14 protein-coding genes are annotated in these 18494 nt (G+C 63.7%); 5 read left to right on the top strand and 9 right to left on the bottom strand.

Annotated features, from left to right (window positions below; translation table 11 throughout):
- Positions 1-81: 81 nt before the first annotated feature.
- Complete coding sequence (locus tag H2509_RS15885; protein ID WP_408022685.1) at positions 82-606, bottom strand: L,D-transpeptidase family protein; 525 nt, start codon at positions 604-606, stop codon at positions 82-84.
- A gap of 262 nt (positions 607-868) precedes the next feature.
- On the opposite strand from H2509_RS15885, the gene H2509_RS15890 reads away from it, so the two are divergent.
- Positions 869-1552 (top strand): response regulator transcription factor, encoded by a 684-nt coding sequence (locus H2509_RS15890; protein WP_182167049.1) that lies wholly within the window; start codon positions 869-871, stop codon positions 1550-1552.
- 112 nt (positions 1553-1664) lie between these two features.
- The gene (locus tag H2509_RS15895; protein WP_182167052.1) at positions 1665-2165 is read left to right on the top strand and encodes a cyclic nucleotide-binding domain-containing protein; all 501 of its coding nucleotides are present in this window, start codon (positions 1665-1667) and stop codon (positions 2163-2165) included.
- A 67-nt stretch (positions 2166-2232) separates the two neighbouring features.
- On the opposite strand, the gene H2509_RS15900 is transcribed toward H2509_RS15895, so the two are convergent.
- Positions 2233-2655 carry an organic hydroperoxide resistance protein gene (locus H2509_RS15900; RefSeq protein ID WP_182167054.1) on the bottom strand — a complete coding sequence of 141 codons (423 nt, stop codon included), beginning with the start codon at positions 2653-2655 and terminating at the stop codon, positions 2233-2235.
- 540 nt (positions 2656-3195) lie between these two features.
- Between H2509_RS15900 and H2509_RS15905 the strand changes: the two genes are divergently transcribed.
- Positions 3196-3672 (top strand): MarR family winged helix-turn-helix transcriptional regulator, encoded by a 477-nt coding sequence (locus tag H2509_RS15905; RefSeq protein ID WP_182167057.1) that lies wholly within the window; start codon positions 3196-3198, stop codon positions 3670-3672.
- Here H2509_RS15905 and H2509_RS15910 read toward each other — a convergent pair.
- The 4 genes from H2509_RS15910 to H2509_RS15925 form a co-directional block, all read right to left on the bottom strand.
- The gene (locus H2509_RS15910) at positions 3632-4525 is read right to left on the bottom strand and encodes a protein-methionine-sulfoxide reductase heme-binding subunit MsrQ (protein ID WP_182167059.1); all 894 of its coding nucleotides are present in this window, start codon (positions 4523-4525) and stop codon (positions 3632-3634) included. The two genes, H2509_RS15905 and H2509_RS15910, sit on opposite strands and share 41 nt — an antisense overlap.
- 150 nt (positions 4526-4675) lie before the next feature.
- The gene (gene leuD, locus H2509_RS15915; RefSeq protein WP_182167061.1) at positions 4676-5281 is read right to left on the bottom strand and encodes a 3-isopropylmalate dehydratase small subunit; all 606 of its coding nucleotides are present in this window, start codon (positions 5279-5281) and stop codon (positions 4676-4678) included.
- Between the two features lie 30 nt (positions 5282-5311).
- On the bottom strand, positions 5312-6262 hold the full coding sequence (gene argC / locus H2509_RS15920) for an N-acetyl-gamma-glutamyl-phosphate reductase (RefSeq protein WP_182167063.1): 951 nt from the start codon (positions 6260-6262) through the stop codon (positions 5312-5314).
- A gap of 119 nt (positions 6263-6381) precedes the next feature.
- A complete protein-coding gene (locus tag H2509_RS15925) occupies positions 6382-6954 on the bottom strand; it encodes a peroxidase-related enzyme (protein ID WP_182167065.1) in 573 nt (190 codons plus the stop codon).
- 160 nt (positions 6955-7114) lie between these two features.
- On the opposite strand from H2509_RS15925, the gene H2509_RS15930 reads away from it, so the two are divergent.
- Both H2509_RS15930 and H2509_RS15935 read left to right on the top strand, forming a co-directional pair.
- Positions 7115-11914: an NAD-glutamate dehydrogenase gene (locus tag H2509_RS15930; RefSeq protein WP_182167067.1), complete on the top strand. Its 4800-nt coding sequence runs from the start codon at positions 7115-7117 to the stop codon at positions 11912-11914.
- A gap of 12 nt (positions 11915-11926) precedes the next feature.
- Positions 11927-13294: an MFS transporter gene (locus tag H2509_RS15935; RefSeq protein WP_182167069.1), complete on the top strand. Its 1368-nt coding sequence runs from the start codon at positions 11927-11929 to the stop codon at positions 13292-13294.
- A gap of 19 nt (positions 13295-13313) precedes the next feature.
- Here the strand turns inward: H2509_RS15935 and purH are convergent, their stop codons facing one another.
- The 3 genes from purH to H2509_RS21195 form a co-directional block, all read right to left on the bottom strand.
- Entirely contained in the window at positions 13314-14930 is a 1617-nt protein-coding gene (purH, locus tag H2509_RS15940) for a bifunctional phosphoribosylaminoimidazolecarboxamide formyltransferase/IMP cyclohydrolase (RefSeq protein ID WP_182167071.1), read from the bottom strand.
- A 171-nt stretch (positions 14931-15101) separates the two neighbouring features.
- Entirely contained in the window at positions 15102-16841 is a 1740-nt protein-coding gene (locus tag H2509_RS15945; protein WP_209001999.1) for a heparinase II/III family protein, read from the bottom strand.
- A 250-nt stretch (positions 16842-17091) separates the two neighbouring features.
- Complete coding sequence (locus tag H2509_RS21195; RefSeq protein WP_182167073.1) at positions 17092-18468, bottom strand: RsmB/NOP family class I SAM-dependent RNA methyltransferase; 1377 nt, start codon at positions 18466-18468, stop codon at positions 17092-17094.
- Positions 18469-18494: the final 26 nt, after the last annotated feature.

Here is an 18494-nt window from a genome sequence, read left to right on the forward strand (position 1 = left end):
TCAGTGCCTGCCGTCGCACATGGCGACTATATGGCCGAAAATAGCGGCCTTTTCCAGAGCCGCGGCCCGTCAAAGCTTTTCTCAGGCTGCCTCGATGCTCATTGCGGTCTCTTTGCCGACGGACGCGAGGATCTTCAGCATATGAGCGAGCGACACCGCGACGCAGCCTTCCGTCGGCGAATAGTCCGGTCTCGCGAGGTGGAAGAAGATCGCCGAACCCTTGCCATCGACCGGCGGGAAGAGGTTGTAGTCGAGCACGACGACGATGTCGTAGAGATGATCTTCCCGCCAAAGCTTCTCATGGCTTCCTGCGAAGGGCAGAAGGACAGGCTGGTTGTAGCAGGGGTCTGCGGGCGCGTCGCACCAGCCGAGCATCGGGTGCATCGGCTCGACGGGAAGCCTTGTGACGGGTTTGCGAAGCCTGTCCGGGCGATAGTAGACCTTGAGAAGCTCGAATTGACCCAGCGGCGTGGCGCCGTCGCCTTCGCGCTTGCGCGCTGTCGGGCCGCCACGTCCGATTGCACACGGAATCGTGATCGATCCATGGGTGAGGAGGCCCTGCGCCTTGTTGGCGGGCCTGCGCCGCACCGTCAGCAATTCCGTCACTTTTATCGGCTTCCTGTTTCTTGACCCAACGTCATGATGATCGCGGGCCGGGCATTTGCAAGTTCCTGATAACCCGATGATAAAGGCTGCGTGAAGAAGAATTGACGGCTCGGCCGCGAACGGATCACGATTTGGGCTCGCAAGGGCCTGTTGCGATCATTAAGTGTCTGGCATCAAATATGTGGCGCTGCGAATATGACAGCGTCGATCTGGCGTCTCGCCGATGTGATCGCCGGTTCGCAGATTCAAGGGAGTGGAAGCCATGAGCGCGCGCAATATCCTGATCGTCGACGACGATAACGATCTGCGCGAGGCCCTTGTCGAGCAGCTGTCGCTCTATGACGAGTTCGAGACGCTGCAGGCCGAGACGGCCTCCGCCGGTATCAACACCGCCAAGAGCGAGCATATTGACCTGCTCCTGATGGATGTCGGTTTGCCGGATATCGACGGCCGCGAGGCGGTGAAGCTGCTACGCAAGGGCGGGTTCAAGGCGCCGGTGATCATGCTGACCGGTCACGACACGGACTCCGACACGATCCTCGGTCTCGAGGCCGGCGCCAATGACTATGTCGCCAAGCCGTTCAAGTTCGCCGTGCTGCTCGCGCGCATCCGTGCGCATCTGCGCCAGCACGAGCAGAGCGAGGATGCCGTCTTCACGATCGGCCGCTATTCCTTCCGCCCCGCGCAGAAGCTGATGGTGGACGACAAGGGCGCCAAGATCCGCCTGACGGAAAAGGAAACCTCGATCCTCAAGTATCTCTACCGCGCGGGCGAAAAGCCGGTGACGCGCGACGTGCTGCTGCATGAGGTCTGGGGCTACAATTCCGGCGTGACCACCCATACGCTCGAAACCCATATCTACCGCCTGCGGCAGAAGATCGAGCGCGATCCCTCCAACGCGGAACTGCTGGTGACGGATGCCGGCGGCTACAAACTGGTTCCCTGAGGATCATTTTTCGTTAAAGCGCATTAACTCTTGTGCGGATTCATGCCTTTGCCCATGGTGAAGGCATCGGGATCGCTCTTGATCGCACCTCGTCTGTCTGCAGGGTTTCTGCATGAGTCTCGCGCGCGACATGAATTTGCTACGGCAGGTGCCGCTGCTCTCCGATTTTCCGGACGACCAGTTGCGCCTGCTGGCGTTCTCCGCCGAGAACCAGACTTTTCGCGACGGCGAGGTGCTGTTCACCGAAGGCGAGCGCGCCGATGGCGGCTTCGTCGTGGCGAGCGGCGAAGTGGCGATGGAGCGCGGTGGCGAAACCCGCGAGGCAATGGGGACTTTCGGCCCCGGCACGTTGATCGGCGAGACCGCTCTGCTGGTGGAAACGCGGCGTCCCGCGCGGGCGGTCGCCGTCGGCCAGACTGAAGTGATCCGCATTCGCCGCGCCCTTTTCAAGCGGATGCTGCAGGAGTTCCCCGAGATTGCGTCCGCCCTTTTCGAAAGCCGGGCAAGCAATTTCCGCCAGATGACGCGCTCCCTGTCGCGCGTCGGCAATGTTCTGGAACAGATCGACCGCGAGGTGCTGGAGCAGCGCGGGCACAAGAGCGGGGACGGCTGACGGCGCTGCCTCCCCGCGGGCCCGAGGCCCGGGAGGAAAGGCTTGGCTGGCCGCCGTGCGGACGGTGTCAGGCCACGTTCAGCGTCACCGGAATGTTTCCGCGCGTCGCGTGGGAGTAAGGGCAGACCACGTGCGCCTTTGCGACGAGGTCTTCCGCCTGCGCCCTTTCCACACCGGGCAGGGAAATCGTCAGGGTTACCGCAATACCGAAGCCCTGTCCGTCGTCGCGCGGCCCGATGCCGACGTCGCCACTGATCGATGCATCCTGCGGCAGCCTGACCTTCTCCCGGCCCGCTACGAATTTCAGCGCGCCAAGGAAGCAGGCCGAATAACCGGCGGCGAAGAGCTGTTCGGGGTTGGTGCCGGCGCCGCCGGGGCCGCCAAGTTCCTTCGGCGTGGTCAGCGAAACTTCGAGCTGCCCGTCGCTGGAGCGGGCCTTGCCGTCGCGACCGCCGGTCGCCGTTGCATGGGCGGTGTAGAGGATAGGCATGATTTCAATCCTTTCCCTGTCTTCAGCGTTGGCCAATGAGAACGGGATGGTCATGTGCATCCCGTGGCGCAAAAATAGATAGTACACAATTCAATTTTATGCAATATATTGACGTAAGGTTTTTTTGACTTGCCTCTATGTTCGGCATCAGGAAACTAGGGTCAGGACTCATTAATTTGACTGGAATGGTGTTCGAGATGACGAGAGATGGAAGGAAAAGCTCGAAGAACGGGGTTATTCCCCCGGTCGAGGGCTTTGACGCGACAGGTCGAAGTCAGCTCGATCATCCTTTGGATCGGGCGGATCCGCACGGACTACTTTGTCGCAAACCCTTGAAAGGCTTTAGCCTTCCTGTGGGCTTGCTCCTCGTATCCGCACAAATCCGCTCCGACCATTTCAGCCAAATTAATGGGTCCTGACCCTAGAGCCTGCCTCGGAGTGCTTTTCACGAATGCGCCCGGGGAGGGACCGGTCAGGTCCCTATCCGAAAATGGCGCTCGACCGCGAATGGTCGAGGGCGATCGAGTGGATGGATAGCGAATGGCGCATCGCGAGCTTCGAGGCAGCGAAAGCGGAACCAATCTTCTCTTGTCTGATCAACTTTGCTTTGCGTTGCACTCGACGACGCATGCCCTGTCGCGCGTCTACAAGGGCGTACTCGATCCTCTCGGCCTTACCTACCCGCAATATCTGGTGATGCTGGTGCTCTGGGAGCGTTCCGGCCTGTCGGTGAAGGATCTGGGAGCGGTGCTCTATCTGGATTCAGGCACCCTCACGCCGCTGCTGAAGCGGCTTGAAGCCGCAGGGTTGGTAATTCGCCGGCGGGACAGCGTGGATGAGCGGCGCGTTCTGATCGAATTGACCGCGAAGGGTTGCGCGCTTCGCGAGCGGGCGGAGTCGGTGCCGGCCAGGATCGGAGAGGCTTGCCTGTCTTCCGGCGTCGATTTGCCGGCCTTGAAGCGGGATCTGGAGGCGCTCAGGTCCGCGCTGATGAAAAGCGGGGAAGAACCTGCCTGAAGCGGCCTGAGATCATTCGCAGGACCGGCAGGCCGGCAAACGCCATCCCGGTGCCGAAGACCCACCAGGCGGGCCGGATCGAATAGCGGAAATCGAGATTGGCCGCGAGCACTCGCTCCGCCGGAATGCCGGTGGCGAGTGCGTACCAGAGATATTCGATCCCCGCCGTCGCAAGACCCGCAAGTGCGGCGATGACGGCAAGGACGACCGGCGAGGCGAGGTTGAAACCTCGCTTCTGCGCGGCCCGATAGAGCATCAGTGCAACATAGAAGCCCGCCATCAGCGTTGCTTCCGTCACGTCCGACTTCGACTGAAGGAAGAAGTGGAAGGCGGCGAGGATCGCGATGCCATAGGTAAGCTTGTGCAGCCGGTGCCAGTTCTGGCCCATGCGGCGGATCGCGCCGTCCGTCGAGGTGACGCCAAGCGCCATAAGCCCGACGAGAGCCACAAAGCCGATGGTCAGGTAGAAACGCAGCACGATCTCGCTGGCGATTTTGCTGAGGTCGAAAGCCTGATCGACGACATAGAGCCCGAGGTGAAGCAGCGCATAGGCGGCGGCGGCAAGGCCGAGCATGCGGCGGATGTTGACGAGCCTGTTCCAGGCCGCGATCCGGCGAAGCGGCGTGATGAGCAGCGACAGGAACAGGAAGCGGATCGCCCAGTCGCCCGTCTCATGCAGCGCTATCGTCACCGGCTTCGGGCCAAGCGTATTGGTCAGCAGCCCGAAGACGAGGTAGAGGCCCGGTGCCAGGGTTGCGGCAAAAGCGATGAATTTCAGGCTCGAAAAGCGGCCATTGCGCTCGGTCCAGGGCAGGTAGCCCGAGATGCTGGAAGCCTGCGTACCCGTCACCATGCGATTTCCGTCCTCACTCCTGTTGCCAGACAGATAATCCGCCGGAGGGGATTGGTCCCAGCAAGCTTGTTCAAGCCTTGGTGAGGTCCGCGTGTGTTTCACACGCTCTGAACGAATGAAAAGGCCGGCGAAACCGCCGGCCCGTTTGCCTCAGACCCAGGGGCGGTCCCCGTCGACCTTGCTTTCGAAAGCGTCGATCGACGGCGCCTTTTCCATCGTCAGACCGATATCGTCGAGACCGTTGATCAGGCAATGCTTGCGGAAGGGGTCAATGTCGAAGGTAACCACGCCGCCATCGGGGCCGCGAATTTCCTGCGCCTCCAGATCGACGGTGAGCGTGGCATTGGCGCCGCGCCGCGCGTCGTCCATCAGCTTGTCGAGGTCTTCCTGGGAGACGACGATCGGCAGGATGCCGTTCTTGAAGCAGTTGTTGTAGAAAATATCGGCGAAGGACGTGGAGATGACGCAGCGCACGCCGAAATCGAGCAGGGCCCACGGCGCATGCTCGCGGCTGGAGCCGCAGCCGAAATTGTCGCCGGCCACGAGGATCTGGGCGTTGCGATAGGCCGACTGGTTCAGCACGAAATCCGGGTTCTCGGAGCCGTCTTCCTTGGTCCGCATCTCGTGGAACAGCGCCGTGCCGAGGCCGGTGCGCTTGATCGTCTTCAGGAACTGCTTCGGGATGATCATGTCGGTGTCGATATTGACGATCGGCAGCGGCGCCGCGACCCCGGTCAGCGTGGTGAATTTCTCCACGGCGAGTTTCTCCTTGGCTTCACTATGGGCTCAGGCGGCGAGGCTGGTCGCCTGATCGACGCCGAGCATCAGGTTGAGGTTCTGGACGGCCGCGCCCGAAGCGCCCTTGCCGAGATTGTCGTAGACGGCGATCAGCAATGCCTGGCCGCGCTTGTCATTGGCGAAGACATGCAGGCGCATGCGATTGCTGCCGTTGAAGACCTGCGGATTGAGGTCAGGCGTCTTTTCGACCGCCTCCAAAGGCGCCACCTCGACGAAGCCGCCGGCAATGCCCGCGAAATGATCGGCGATCGCCTCGTGCAGTTTCGCGCCGCTCGGGCTGCCCGGCAGCAGTGCATAGTGCAGCGGCACCACCGTCACCATGCCTTGCGCGAAATTGCCGACCGTCGGCTGGAAAAGCGGCGTGTTGTCGAGCGTCGCATAGGCCGTCATTTCCGGCAGATGCTTGTGGTTGAGGCCGAGCGCGTAGGGCATGTAGGGGGCGGCCGCCGCGCCTTCCGCCTCATAAGCTTCGATCATCGACCTGCCGCCGCCGGAATAACCCGAAATCCCGTTGACGCTGACCGCATAGTCCGCGCCGACGAGGCCCGCCGCGATCAGCGGCCGCAGCATGGCGATCGGCCCTTGCGGCCAGCAGCCGGGATTGGCGACCCGCCTGGCGGTGGCGATGACATCGCCCTGCTCGCGCGTCATTTCGGCGAAGCCATAGGCCCAGCCTTCCGCAACGCGATGAGCGGTCGAGGCGTCGATCACCTTGGTGGTGCCGTTTTCGATCAGCGAGACGCTTTCGCGTGCGGCGTCGTCCGGCAGGCAGAGGATTGCCACATCCGCTTCGTTAAGAAGGGCGGCGCGGGCGGAAAGGTCCTTGCGCTTGTCCTGCGGGATGGCGAGCAGCGTGATATCCCGGCGGCGCGCCAGACGCTCGCGGATCTGGAGACCCGTCGTGCCTGCCTCGCCGTCGATGAAGATCTTCGCAACCATGCCAGTTCGCTCCGCGTAAGAACGCTCGGCGGCCGGGTTCGCTGGCGCCGAAAGCGTCGGGCGCTCCTTCTACACCAGCAAGGGGCGCCTTGTCATCGTTTCCCGCCCGATTCCGCAATCTATCGCGCCATCGAATGGTATTCGGCATTGGGTCGCATGTCGGTTGCCGAGGCGACCCGGTTCGACATGTTGAAGAAGGCGGCGACTGCTGCGATATCCCAGATGTCGCGCTCCGAGAATCCTGCCTTCCGCAACGCCTCGCGATCCGCTTCGACGATCGCTTCGGGCTCGCGGGTAAGCTTGACGGCAAAGTCGAGCATGGCGCGCTGCCGGTCCGAAAGCTCCGCCACGCGGTAGTTCATTACCATCAGCTCTCCGAGTTCCGCCTCGCCGGAAAGCTGGCGCACCGCCGCGCCGTGCGCCGTCAGGCAGTAGAAGCAGTGATTGACCGAGGAAACCGCGACCGCGATCATCTCCCGCTCGAGCTTGGACAGGCCGCTTTCGGCCAGCATCAGCTCGTTGTACATCTCCGTGAAGGCCTTGAGCTTTCTGTCGTCGAAGGCGTAGGCTTTCAGCACGTTGGGGACGAGGCCGAGCTTTTCTTCGCATTTGGCGAAATAAGCTGCCGTCTCGGGACTTTTGGGTGTGCTGTGATCGAGATCGAGCGCAATGATGCGTGTTTTCCTGCTCATGGACGTGCCTCCCGCCAAATCCGTCATTGCCGTTTGTATTCCAGAGGCTAGCATGGCCCCTGTCGCTGGGGGAGGCTGTGAATCAAGCGGTGCCGTGACGATAGGCCCATAGCATCGGGGTCGCGGCGGCCGGACGCAGAATAATAAATCGGGGGAATCCATGCCGGAAGCCAAGGAACAAGCGAAGGCGCGCCTGATCGATGCCGTCGTCACGAAGCTCGATCCCGAGATCGGCTCCTTCGCGCGCGAATTCTATGCGCGGGGCGCCGCGGAAGACCTCGTTACCTACAGCCGCGACGAGCTTGCCGCCTTCGCCGCGGAGGCGTGGAAGGATATCGCGAAACATCCGGTCGGCACGCATCGCGTGAAGGTCTTCAACCCGAAATTCAAGGTCGATGCGAACAGGGCGGGCGATGTGACGGTCGTTGAGGTCGTCAACGACAACATGCCTTTCCTCGTCGATTCCGTCATGGCCGAATTGCAGGACTTCGGCTCGGAAGTGCAACTGGTGCTGCATCCGATTCTTGCCGTCGAGCGCGATGACGACGGCAACATGGTCGCCTTTCATGGCAAGGGCGACCTGCCGGGCGACGCGGAGGCCCGCCGCGAGAGCCTGATCCACATACACGTTGCCCGCATCGATGCGGAAGGTGAGCGTCAGACCCTGCTGGAACGGCTTGACGCGGTCATGCGCGACGTCCGCCGTGCCGTGGATGATTGGCAATCCATGCGCGGCAGGCTTCAGGAGGCCATCAGCACCTACAAGGATGCCCCGCCGCCCTTCGCCGTCGACGAGCTTGCCGAGGCGGTACAGTTCCTCGAATGGGTCGAGGCGGACAATTTCATCCTTCTTGGCATGCGGGAATACTATTTCGAGGGCGGGCCGACGCGCGGCGAGCTTTCGCACAAGAAGGGGTCCGGGCTCGGTTTGCTGGCCGATCCCAACGTGCGCGTCTTGCGGCGCGGCTCGGAATTCGTGGTGATGACGCCGGAGATCCGCGAATTCCTGATGAAACCGGAGCCGCTGATCATCGCCAAGGCGAATGTGAAGAGCCGAGTCCATCGCCGCGTCCACATGGACTATATCGGCGTCAAGCTGTTCGACGAGAACGGCGAGCTTTCGGGCGAACTGCGCATCGTCGGTCTGTTCACGTCCACCGCCTATACGCTGTCCGCCCGAAACATTCCCTATCTCAGGCGCAAGGTCGATGGCGTGCTGCTGCGGGCGGGCTACGATCCGGACAGCCATTCCGGCCGGGCATTGCTCACAATTCTGGAGGGCTATCCGCGCGACGAGCTGTTCCAGATCGATATCGACCTTCTCTACGAATACTCCATCGCCATCCTGCAGCTCGAAGAGCGGCCTCGCATCCGCATTCTCGCCAGGCGCGACAAGTTCGACCGATATGTCTCGATCCTGTGTTTCGTGCCGCGCGACCGCTATACGACGGAAGTGCGCCTGAAGATCGGCGGCTATCTGGCCGAGGTGTATGACGGCCGGCTTTCGGCCTGGTACGTCACCTATCCGGAGGGGCCGCTTGCCCGCGTCCACTTCATCATCGGCCGCGACGAGGGCGAGACGCCCAATCCGTCGCAGGATGAACTGGAGCAGTCGGTTGGCGAGATCGTCAGGACATGGAATGACGATCTGAGAGAAGTCCTGCGCCAGGCTTATGGCGGCAATCGCGCGGTCGAGGAGGCGCGCCGCTATGGCGAGGCCTTCCAGGCCGGTTATCGCGAAATCTATCCGGCGGAAATCGCGTTGCAGGACATCAAGGCGGTCGAGCGGCTGTCGAAGCGGCGCGACACCACGATCCGCTTCGTCCGGCGTTCCGGCACTGATGGCGGCCAGATTTTCCTCAAGGTCTTCCATTTCGAGACGCCGATTCCGCTCTCCGCCCGCGTGCCGATCCTGGAAAACATGGGGTTCCGGGTCATCAACGAGCGCACCTATCGCATAACGCCGGCCGACAGGCCCCTGGCCTACCTGCACGAGATGACGCTGGCGCCGGCTTCGGGCGCGGGTCTCGACCTGAACGACGATCTGAAGGAGCGGCTGGAAGCGCTCTTTTCGGCTGTCTGGCACCAGCGAGCGGAATCGGACGGCTACAACACGCTCGTCCTGTCCGGAGGGCTCGCCTGGAGGGACATCGCCATGCTTCGGGCATTGTCGCGCTATCTGCGGCAAGCCGGCATCCGCTACTCCGAAGACTATATGTGGGGCACGCTCAACCGCTATCCGGCGATCGCCGCCGAACTGGTGAACCTCTTCCATCTGCGCTTCGACCCGGGCCATGAGGCGGAGGATCGTTCCCTTGGGGCCGCGCGCGTCGAACAGCAGCTCTCGGCGGCCTTCGACCAGGTGGAAAGCCTTGACGACGACCGCATCCTGCGCCGCTTCCAGAACGTCATCGACGCGATGCTGCGCACCAACTTCTTCCAGCTCGACTCGCATGGCCAGCCGAAGCCGACCTTCGCCTTCAAGCTCGATCCGCGCCGGCTGGAGGAGTTGCCGCGCCCGCGGCCCTTCCGCGAGATATTCGTCTATTCGCCGCGGCTGGAAGGCGTTCATCTTCGCTTTGGCAAGGTGGCGCGCGGCGGCCTGCGCTGGTCGGACCGGCCGCAGGATTTCCGAACCGAGATCCTGGGCCTGGTGAAGGCGCAGCAGGTCAAGAACGCCGTCATCGTTCCAGTCGGCGCCAAGGGCGGTTTCGTGCCGAAATGGCTGCCGGCGGGCGGTTCGCGCGAGGAGGTTTTCGCCGAAGGCACGGAAGCCTACAAGATCTTCGTATCTTCCATGCTCGACATCACCGACAATCTGGACGGCGATACCGTCTGGCCGCCTGAACTGGTCGTGCGCCACGATGATGACGACCCCTACCTCGTCGTCGCCGCGGACAAGGGCACGGCAACCTTCTCCGACACCGCCAACGCCATCTCCGAAAGCCGCAACTTCTGGCTCGGTGATGCCTTCGCTTCCGGCGGGTCGGCGGGCTACGACCACAAGAAGATGGGCATTACGGCGCGCGGCGCCTGGGAGGCGGTGAAGCGTCATTTCCGCGAAATGGATCGCGATATCCAGAAGGAGCCCTTCACGGTCGCCGGCGTCGGCGACATGTCGGGCGACGTCTTCGGTAACGGCATGCTGCTTTCCAGGGAGATCAGGCTGCTGGCGGCTTTCGACCATCGCGACATCTTCCTCGATCCGGACCCGGATCCTGAAAGGAGCTGGGCGGAACGCAAGCGCGTCTTCGACCTCGGGCGTTCCTCGTGGAACGACTACGACCAGGGCGTGATCTCGCAGGGCGGCGGCGTCTTTTCGCGCAGTTCCAAGTCCATCCCGCTGTCGCCGGAGGTTCAGGCGATGCTCGGCGTGACGCGACCGAAGGCGACGCCGCAGGAGGTGATGAATGCGATCCTGAAGATGCAGGTCGACCTGTTGTGGTTCGGCGGCATCGGCACCTACGTCCGTTCCAGCGAGGAAACGGACGCCGACGTTGGCGACAAGGCAAACGACCCGATCCGTGTGACTGCGGCCGAACTCGGCGCCAAGGTCGTCGGCGAAGGCGCCAATCTCGGCATGACGCAGAAGGCGCGTATCGAGTTCCATCGCCACGGCGGGCGCTGCAACTCCGATGCGATCGATAACTCGGCCGGCGTGAATTCTTCCGACATGGAGGTCAACATCAAGATCGCGCTGGGCGCGGCCGTGCGCTCGGGCAAGCTCGACACGCCGGCGCGCAACCGGCTGCTGGTGGACATGACCGACGAGGTCGCGTCGCTGGTTCTGCGCAACAACTATCTCCAGACGCTTGCGATCAGCATTGCCGAACGCAGGGGAATGGAGGATTTCGGCTATCAGGGGCGGATGATGCAGCGCCTCGAGGCGGCAGGCCATCTCGACCGCTCGGTCGAGGAACTGCCGGACGATGCCCAGCTTCGGTCGATGGAAAAGGCGGGCCAGACACTGACCCGCGCGGAACTCGGCGTGCTCCTTGCCTATGGCAAGATTCCGCTTTTCGACGAACTGGTCGCGAGTTCCGTGCCCGACGACGAGTACCTGGCGCGCGAGCTGTTCCGGTATTTCCCGCAGGCCATGCAGGATAACTATGCGGAGGAGATCTCCGGCCACAGGCTGCGGCGCGAGATCATCGCCACGATGCTTGCCAATTCCATGATCAACCGGGGCGGTCCCACCTACATCACCCGCATTTCCGACCAGACGGGCGCGGAAGCTCCTCAGATCGCCCAGGCCTTCGCCGCGGTGCGCGACGCTTACGGACTGACGGCCCTGAACGGCGAAATCGATGCGCTGGATGCCGTCATTTCCGGCCCGTTGCAGCTTGAGCTCTATACGGCCGTGCAGGATCTCGTGCTGGATCAGACGGTCTGGTTCCTGCGCAACGTTTCCTTCGAAGAAGGCATCGCCGCCATCGTCGACCGATTCCGGAAGGGCATACTCGAACTTTCGCCGAAGCTGCTCGGCATCGTGTCGGAGGGAATGCACAACACGCTGGCGGCCGAGATCGACCGTTTCGCCGGAGGCGGTGTGCCGAAGGAACTGGCGGAACGGATTGCGACGCTTCCAGGTGAGGCGGCCATTCCGGATATCGTGCTCGTATCGGAAGAAACCGGCGAGCCGCTGATGGAGGTGGCGCAGACCTATTTCGCGGCAGCCGCCCATTTCCGGCTCGGTGCGATGGATCAGGCGGCGCGTGCCATGGAAGTCCGCGACTACTATGACGGGCTGGCGCTTGACCGTGCGCGGGCGACCTTGTCCGCCGCCCACCGTCGTATCACGGCGGAAGCCTTGTCGAACGGCGGGTTCTCCAGCTGGCTGTCTGATAATGAAGGGCGGGTCGGGCGCACGGCGCGCGCCGCCGGTGAAATCATCGAGGGCGACCTGACCGTCTCGAAATTCTCCGTTGCCGCAAGCCTGCTTGCTGAACTGGCGCGCTAGGTCCTTGCCCTGATGTTGCAAACCGACGTTGCCCGGCCTGCCGCCGATCGCAAGGCGATCTACGGCTGGCTGTTCTTCGACTGGGCGACCCAGCCCGTGCACACGCTGGTGACGACCTTCGTCTTCGGTCCCTACTTTGCGTCGGCGGTCGCGTCCAACCCTGCCGAGGGCCAGGCCCTTTGGGGCTATGCCACCGCCGCCGCCGGACTGATGATTGCCATCCTGGCACCGGTGCTCGGCGCGATCGCCGATCGTACGGGCGCGCGCAAACCGTGGATCGCGGCCTTCTCGCTGCCACTCGTCGTCGGCTGCTTGATGCTCTGGTGGACGGCGCCCGGCTCTTCCCATGCCGTTGTCGTGGCACTGATCGGCTTTGTGATCGCGACCCTCGGCGTTGAATTCGCAACCGTCTTCAACAACGCGATGATGCCGGACCTCGTGCCGCGCGAAAGGCTGGGGCGGCTATCTGGGTCCGGCTGGGCGCTCGGCTATGCGGGCGGGCTCTTGTCTCTCGTCGTGGCTCTCGGCCTGATGGCGTCCGACCCGCATACGGGCCGAACCCTGCTCGGGCTTGAGCCGATTTTCGGTCTCGATCCGGCGACACGGGCCGGTGACCGCGCCTCAGGCCCGTTCTCGGCGCTCTGGTATGCCGTCTTCGTGCTGCCGCTCTTCCTGTTCACGCCGGACGTGCCGCGCCGGGCGCCGCTGGCGGGTTCGGTTCGTGCCGGTCTCGCAAGCCTCAAGGCGACTTTCGCGAGCGCGCGTGCGCGGCGGCCGATGCTTTTGTTCCTGATCGCCAACATGGTCTACAAGGACGGGCTTGTGGCGCTGTTCGCCTTTGGCGGCATCTATGCGGCCGGCGTGCTTGGCTGGTCCAGCATCGAGATCGGCATCTTCGGCATTTTCCTCACGATCACCGGCACGCTCGGCGCGGTTCTCGGCGGCAGGTTCGACGATGTTTTCGGCCCGAAGGCGGTTATTTCCGCCGCGCTGCTGATCCTGATCTTCTGCGGCATCGGCCTCGTCTCGGTGGACAGGGACACGATCCTCTTCGTCATCGACACGGCGCCGAAGACCGGAACGGCCCTGTTCTCGTCGCCGCCGGAGATCGCCTTCCTGGCGCTTGGCGGCTTGCTTGGGGCTGCGGCCGGCCCGCTTCAGGCCGCCTCGCGCACGCTCCTCGTCCATCTCGCCCCGCGCGGCGAGGTGACGCAGTATTTCGGTCTCTTCGCCTTGTCGGGAAAGATCACCAGTTTCCTGGCGCCGCTCGGCGTCGGGCTGGTAACGGCTGCGACCGCAAGCCAGGCGGCGGGAATTTCGGTGATCCTCGCCTTCTTCACCGCCGGGCTCGTGTTGCTTGCCCGCGTCGAGGATCGTTGATCGTCGACGCGGGGCGGGCTCAGTGCCTGAAATGACGCATGCCGGTGAAAACCATGGCAAGGCCGGCATCGTTTGCCGCCTTGATCACCTCGTCGTCGCGCATGGAGCCTCCCGGCTGGATGACGGCGGTGGCGCCTGCTTCCGCAGCCGAGAGCAGGCCGTCGGCGAAGGGGAAGAAGGCGTCGGAGGCGACCACTGAGCCGATGGCGAGCGATTGGCTCAATCCTGCTGCTTCCGCTGCATCCTGCGCCTTGCGCGCGGCGATGCGGGAACTGTCGACCCGGCTCATCTGGCCGGCACCGATGCCGACTGTCGCGCCGTTCCTGGCATAGACGATGGCGTTCGACTTGACGTGTTTGGCGACGCGAAACGCGAACCGCAGATCGACCATTTCCTGCTCGCTCGGCGCCCGTTTTGTAACCACTTTGAGGTCAAGATCGTCCACTGTGCCATTGTCGCGGTTTTGCACCAGCAACCCGCCGGCCACGGTCTTGACGGCAAGCCCTTTCGCGCGCGGATCGGGTAGCCCGCCGGTGACGAGCAGTCGCAGGTTCTTCTTTTTGCCGACGATTTCAATCGCTTCGTCCGTTGCGTGCGGAGCGATGATCACCTCGGTGAAGATCTTCACGATCTCTTCCGCCGCCTCGGCGTCCAGCGTGTCGTTCAGCGCGACAATGCCGCCGAAAGCCGAGACGGGGTCGCAAAGCAGCGCCTTCTCGTAAGCCTGGCGCAGGCTCGCGCCTTCCGCCACGCCGCAAGGATTGGCGTGCTTGATGATGGCGACAGCCTTGGTCCGCTGCGGGTTGAATTCCGCAACGAGCTCGAAGGCGGCATCCGTATCGTTGATGTTGTTGTAGGAAAGCGTCTTGCCCTGGAGCTGGCTGGCCGTTGCGACGCCGAAGCGCTGTTCGCCGGTCTTGTAGAAGCCGGCTGCCTGGTGCGGGTTCTCGCCGTAGCGCATCACTTCCGCAAGCTTTCCGCCGATCGCCCGGTAGTCGGGCGCTTCTTCCGCTATCTGCTGCGCGAACCAGTTGGACACAGCCGCGTCATAGGCTGCCGTCCGGGCAAAGGCCTTCTGCGCAAGCTTCTTGCGCAGGGCGAGAGGGACCTGCCCCTTGTCCTCGTCGAGGGCCGCAAGCACCGACGCGTAATCCTGCGGATCGGTGATGACCGTGACATAGGCGTGGTTCTTGGCGGCTGCCCGGGTCATGGCCGGGCCGCCGATATCGATATTCTCAACGCCGGTCGCGTAGTCGGCGCCCGAGGCAACCGTGGCCTCGAAGGGATAGAGATTGACGCAGAGGAGGTCGATGCCGGCGATGCCGTGTTCGGCCATCGCCCCCTTGTGCTCCTCGTCGTCGCGGATTGCCAGCAGTCCGCCATGCACCATCGGATGCAGCGTTTTCACCCGCCCGTCCATGATCTCCGGAAAGCCGGTAACCTCGGACACGTCGCTGACGGCAAGGCCCGCTTCTTCCAGCGCCTTGCGCGTGCCGCCCGTGGAGACCAGCGCTACGCCATGCCGTGCAAGCCCGCGCGCGAACTCGATAAGTCCGGTCTTGTCGGAAACGGACAGCAGCGCGCGCCTGACGGAAACGCGATCGGGAACGGGGATGTGCTTCGACACCACGGCCATGGCATTGCCTCGCAGATTACTTGGCGGAAAGGAGATGGCGCCTGCTAGCAGGTTTTGACCGGAACCGGAAGGTGGGATTGAAGCTAAATGGTTCCTTCCTCCATGCCTGTGTCCCCGCCGCCCGGGTGGCGGCGGCCGGACACGGCGCGGAGAGGCCGGCGGTAACGAAATCTAGAGTTCCAACTCACCGGTCATTGTGTCGCTGACCCGGCGTCGCGCGGCCTTCGGGGCGGCTGTCCGGCGTAACTGCCAGCGCAGTTCCGGCTGATGCCCGGTGCGCCCGTGCAGCACGATCTGCTCGGTCCGCCGGTGACTGTAGACATCGGCGAGATAGATCGATTCCTCGATCGAGATCATCGCGCCCGGCGCAACGAATTCCCAGGCTTCGCCGTCCGGGGCGACAAGGAGGACGGCGTTGCCGGAGTGGGTGGCATTCGCCTTGATCTGCGGATGCAGGTGGAAGCGGATGGCATAGCGGTCCTTGCCGGAAATCTGGCCCGTAGCCCGGAATCGGTCGATGCCGTCGAGCACCGTCCCGTCGCTCGAAAGCGTGACATCGCGCTCATGGATGATGCGGAAACGTTCCTGATAGCCGTTGTGGCTCGCCACCACGCGTGTCCCGGCTGCGGTCTCCTCCCGCGAGACCGGAACGCTGGTCGGCCCCGCGATCATCGGCGACCCGAGCCAGCGGCCGTAGCGCTCCTGCGACAGGAAGCGGGCGGAGGATGTGTCCTCGATCGTCGCGGTCGAATGGGCGGCGGTTGCGCGCGAGGCCGTACGCCAGCGGCCCCGGTCGATGCCGGAAACGCCGCAATTGACGATGATGCGGTTGCGTCGCGAGGACATCTCGAAGGACAGGCAGCCGGCATGAGCCTTATCGCTGACGGAGATCGGCGGCGCCTTGCCGGCATCCATGATCACGATCGTGTCGCCGCCCGTAAGGCGCTGGTAGCCGGTGTGGGGGGCGTTGCCGGGAGGTGCGCCGCGCGTGTCGTCGTAGGCAAGGATCGTTGCGACCAGATCCGCGAGCGTTGCGCCCATGCCGTTGAAATGCGCGAAATTGCCGTCGCCGTGGCGGAAGAAACGCACCATCGGCATCATGCGGTCGATACCCTGCATGACGTTTTGCGGCGCGGGCAGGCCCTGCATCGCGAGCGCCTGGCGCGCCGGCAGCAGGTCGGTCAGGATTTCGATCAGCGCGGAGGGATTGCGCGAGATATGGCCGCCATCGGGCAGAATCTGGCGCGCGAGTTCCTGGTCGAGCCGCCGAAGGCTTTGGCGGACGTAGCGCCCCTGCCCGGCCATCGAGACGGTCGAGGCGGCGATGGCAATGGCCACCGTCACGCGGGGCACTCCGTCGGCGGTTTCGTTGATTGTCCTGCGCAGATAGCGGACCTGGCGGGAGAGCGAGCGCAGGAAACGGCGATAGAATTCGCGGTCGCAGCCTTCCAGAAGCAGGGGCGATTGCGACAGCCAGGAGAGCACGCGGCGGGCGACCACCGGCTGCTCCCAGCCGATCGGATCCCAGCGGCCGCAGGTCCTGATCCAGTCGTCGACAAGGGCACGGGCGTTCTGCCGCGCTACGATCGTGTTGGCCGCGCGCATGTGGCGCAGCCAGCCGAAACCATGCAGGGCGCGCGCCCAATCGTCGGACGGCGCCTCGATCTCGAAGGGAGAATTTCCTTCCGCTTCAACGAGGTAACCAGCAAACAGGAATCGCCCGGCATAAATATCCGCAGCGTTGGTCGCATCCGAGGTGCGAATGTCCTGCGGCGCGATGAGCAAACGCTGGGGGGCGCCGGCAAAGGGTTGCCAGCGAAACAGAGGTCCGCCGTGAAGCCAATGGAGGGCCTTCCGCCACACGGCGCCGGCCATAAGGCGCAAGACCCGCGCCTGTTCGGACACCGCCATGAGCGCCATACCCCCCGATACCTTTCCGATTTCCGGCATTCCAGGCTGCGCCGAATCCTCGCTCCTGCTCAAAATGCGGTCTGTCACGGCACTTGCCCCCAGCCGCTCGCACGGCCGGTTATGAGATGCGCCAGGCTGAATTATGTATCGATTAACGTTAGCGCGAGGTTACCGATTTCGTGGCCAAAGCATGCTTTTCCTGTCCACTTTCGTCCACATCGGTAAAAAACGGGGACGAAATGGCAGCCGTTCAGCCGTCCACGCGGCGGATGCGCGCGGCAAAGAAGGCGTCCATGCCGCCGGCCTCCCGCGGCTCCCGCGGCAGTCTGTTTGGCAGGGTACGCAGGTCGCCGTCAGCGGTGACGATGCCCTCGATGCCGCCCACTTCTTCGATCGCGATCGGAATGCGGAGTGCAGCGGGAGTACGGGCGAGGAAGTCCGCGATCTGTCTTTCGCCTTCCTGCGGCTCCATCGAGCAGGTGCAGAAGACCATGGTTCCGCCCGGCTTCAGCCAAGTGAAGGCGCGGTCCAGCATGTCCGCCTGGATGGCGGCAAGCACCTCGATATCGACCGGGGTCTTCGACCATGCGACGTCCGGGTGGCGGCGGATCGTACCGGTCGCCGAACACGGAGCGTCAAGAAGAATGGCGTCATAGGGCTCGTCCGGCGTGAAATAGCGCAGATCCGCCGCGACGACCGAGGCTTCAAGGCCAAGCCGGCCGAGATTCTGCGAGACCCGCTTCAGGCGGCTGGCGGAAATGTCGATCGCCGTAACGTGGGCGCCGAATGCCGCAAGCTGGCATGTCTTGCCGCCCGGGGCCGCGCAGAGGTCGCCAACACGCTTGCCTGAAATGTCGCCGAGAAGCCGCGCGGGCAGGCTGGCGGCGACATCCTGCACCCACCATTCGCCGTTGCCGAAGCCTTCGAGCTTCTCGATCCGGCCGGAATGAGCGGTGAGACGCACGGTATGCTTGCCGACAACGAAGCCGCCGAGCTTATCGGCCCAGCCTTGCGGATCGGATTTGACGGAGAGGTCGAGGTTGGGCTCAAGAAGATGCATCGCGGCAATGGCATGCGCCTCTTCCGGTCCGTAGGCCGCCGTCCAGCTGTCGAAAAGCCAGGATGGTGCCGCAAGCTCCGGCCTGTCGAAGCGCCGGAGAAGATCGTCCTTCTCGCGCGCGATCCGCCGCAGCACGCCGTTGACGAGGCCCTTGTAGGGGCGCCCGCGCCGATCCTGCTCGGTGATGGAGACGGCGATCGTCACCGCTGCGTGGTCGGGGACGTCCATGAAGAGGATCTGGGCGACAGCAATATGCAGGATGTCGTCGATCCGGCCGGTCTTTTCCGGGATCGGGCGTTCGAGAAGCTCTTCCAGCACCATGGCGATCTGGCCGCGCCGGCGAAGGGCCGTGCCGAGCAGGGCGCGCACCAGGGCGCGATCCTTGACGATCATCGCCCGCATGGAGGGATGGCCGCTTTCCGGATCGATCTCCAGATCGAGCGGCCGTCCGCCCCTGATCACACGGCCGAGAATGTCGGTAGCCGCCTTGCGGGCGGCAAACCCGATGACGGGCGTCGGCTGATACTTGCTTTTGACCCGGCGCGGTGCGGGCGTTTCACTGGGCACGGCTTTGTCTTCTTTCGATCAGGTCT

Origin of the sequence: Stappia albiluteola (genome assembly GCF_014050225.1) — a bacterium.
In the GTDB taxonomy this organism is placed as follows: Bacteria; Pseudomonadota; Alphaproteobacteria; order Rhizobiales; family Stappiaceae; genus Hongsoonwoonella; species Hongsoonwoonella albiluteola.

Excerpts from the sequence above, each read along its gene's own strand:
- H2509_RS15890 (WP_182167049.1), top strand. The coding sequence starts at position 869 with ATGAGCGCGCGCAATATCCTGATCGTCGACGACGATAACGATCTGCGC.
- H2509_RS15895 (WP_182167052.1), top strand. The coding sequence starts at position 1,665 with ATGAGTCTCGCGCGCGACATGAATTTGCTACGGCAGGTGCCGCTGCTC.
- H2509_RS15900 (WP_182167054.1), bottom strand. The coding sequence starts at position 2,655 with ATGCCTATCCTCTACACCGCCCATGCAACGGCGACCGGCGGTCGCGAC.
- H2509_RS15905 (WP_182167057.1), top strand. The coding sequence starts at position 3,196 with ATGGCGCATCGCGAGCTTCGAGGCAGCGAAAGCGGAACCAATCTTCTC.
- H2509_RS15910 (WP_182167059.1), bottom strand. The coding sequence starts at position 4,525 with ATGGTGACGGGTACGCAGGCTTCCAGCATCTCGGGCTACCTGCCCTGG.
- argC (WP_182167063.1), bottom strand. The coding sequence starts at position 6,262 with ATGGTTGCGAAGATCTTCATCGACGGCGAGGCAGGCACGACGGGTCTC.
- H2509_RS15925 (WP_182167065.1), bottom strand. The coding sequence starts at position 6,954 with ATGAGCAGGAAAACACGCATCATTGCGCTCGATCTCGATCACAGCACA.
- H2509_RS15930 (WP_182167067.1), top strand. The coding sequence starts at position 7,115 with ATGCCGGAAGCCAAGGAACAAGCGAAGGCGCGCCTGATCGATGCCGTC.
- H2509_RS15935 (WP_182167069.1), top strand. The coding sequence starts at position 11,927 with ATGTTGCAAACCGACGTTGCCCGGCCTGCCGCCGATCGCAAGGCGATC.
- purH (WP_182167071.1), bottom strand. The coding sequence starts at position 14,930 with ATGGCCGTGGTGTCGAAGCACATCCCCGTTCCCGATCGCGTTTCCGTC.
- H2509_RS15945 (WP_209001999.1), bottom strand. The coding sequence starts at position 16,841 with ATGGCGGTGTCCGAACAGGCGCGGGTCTTGCGCCTTATGGCCGGCGCC.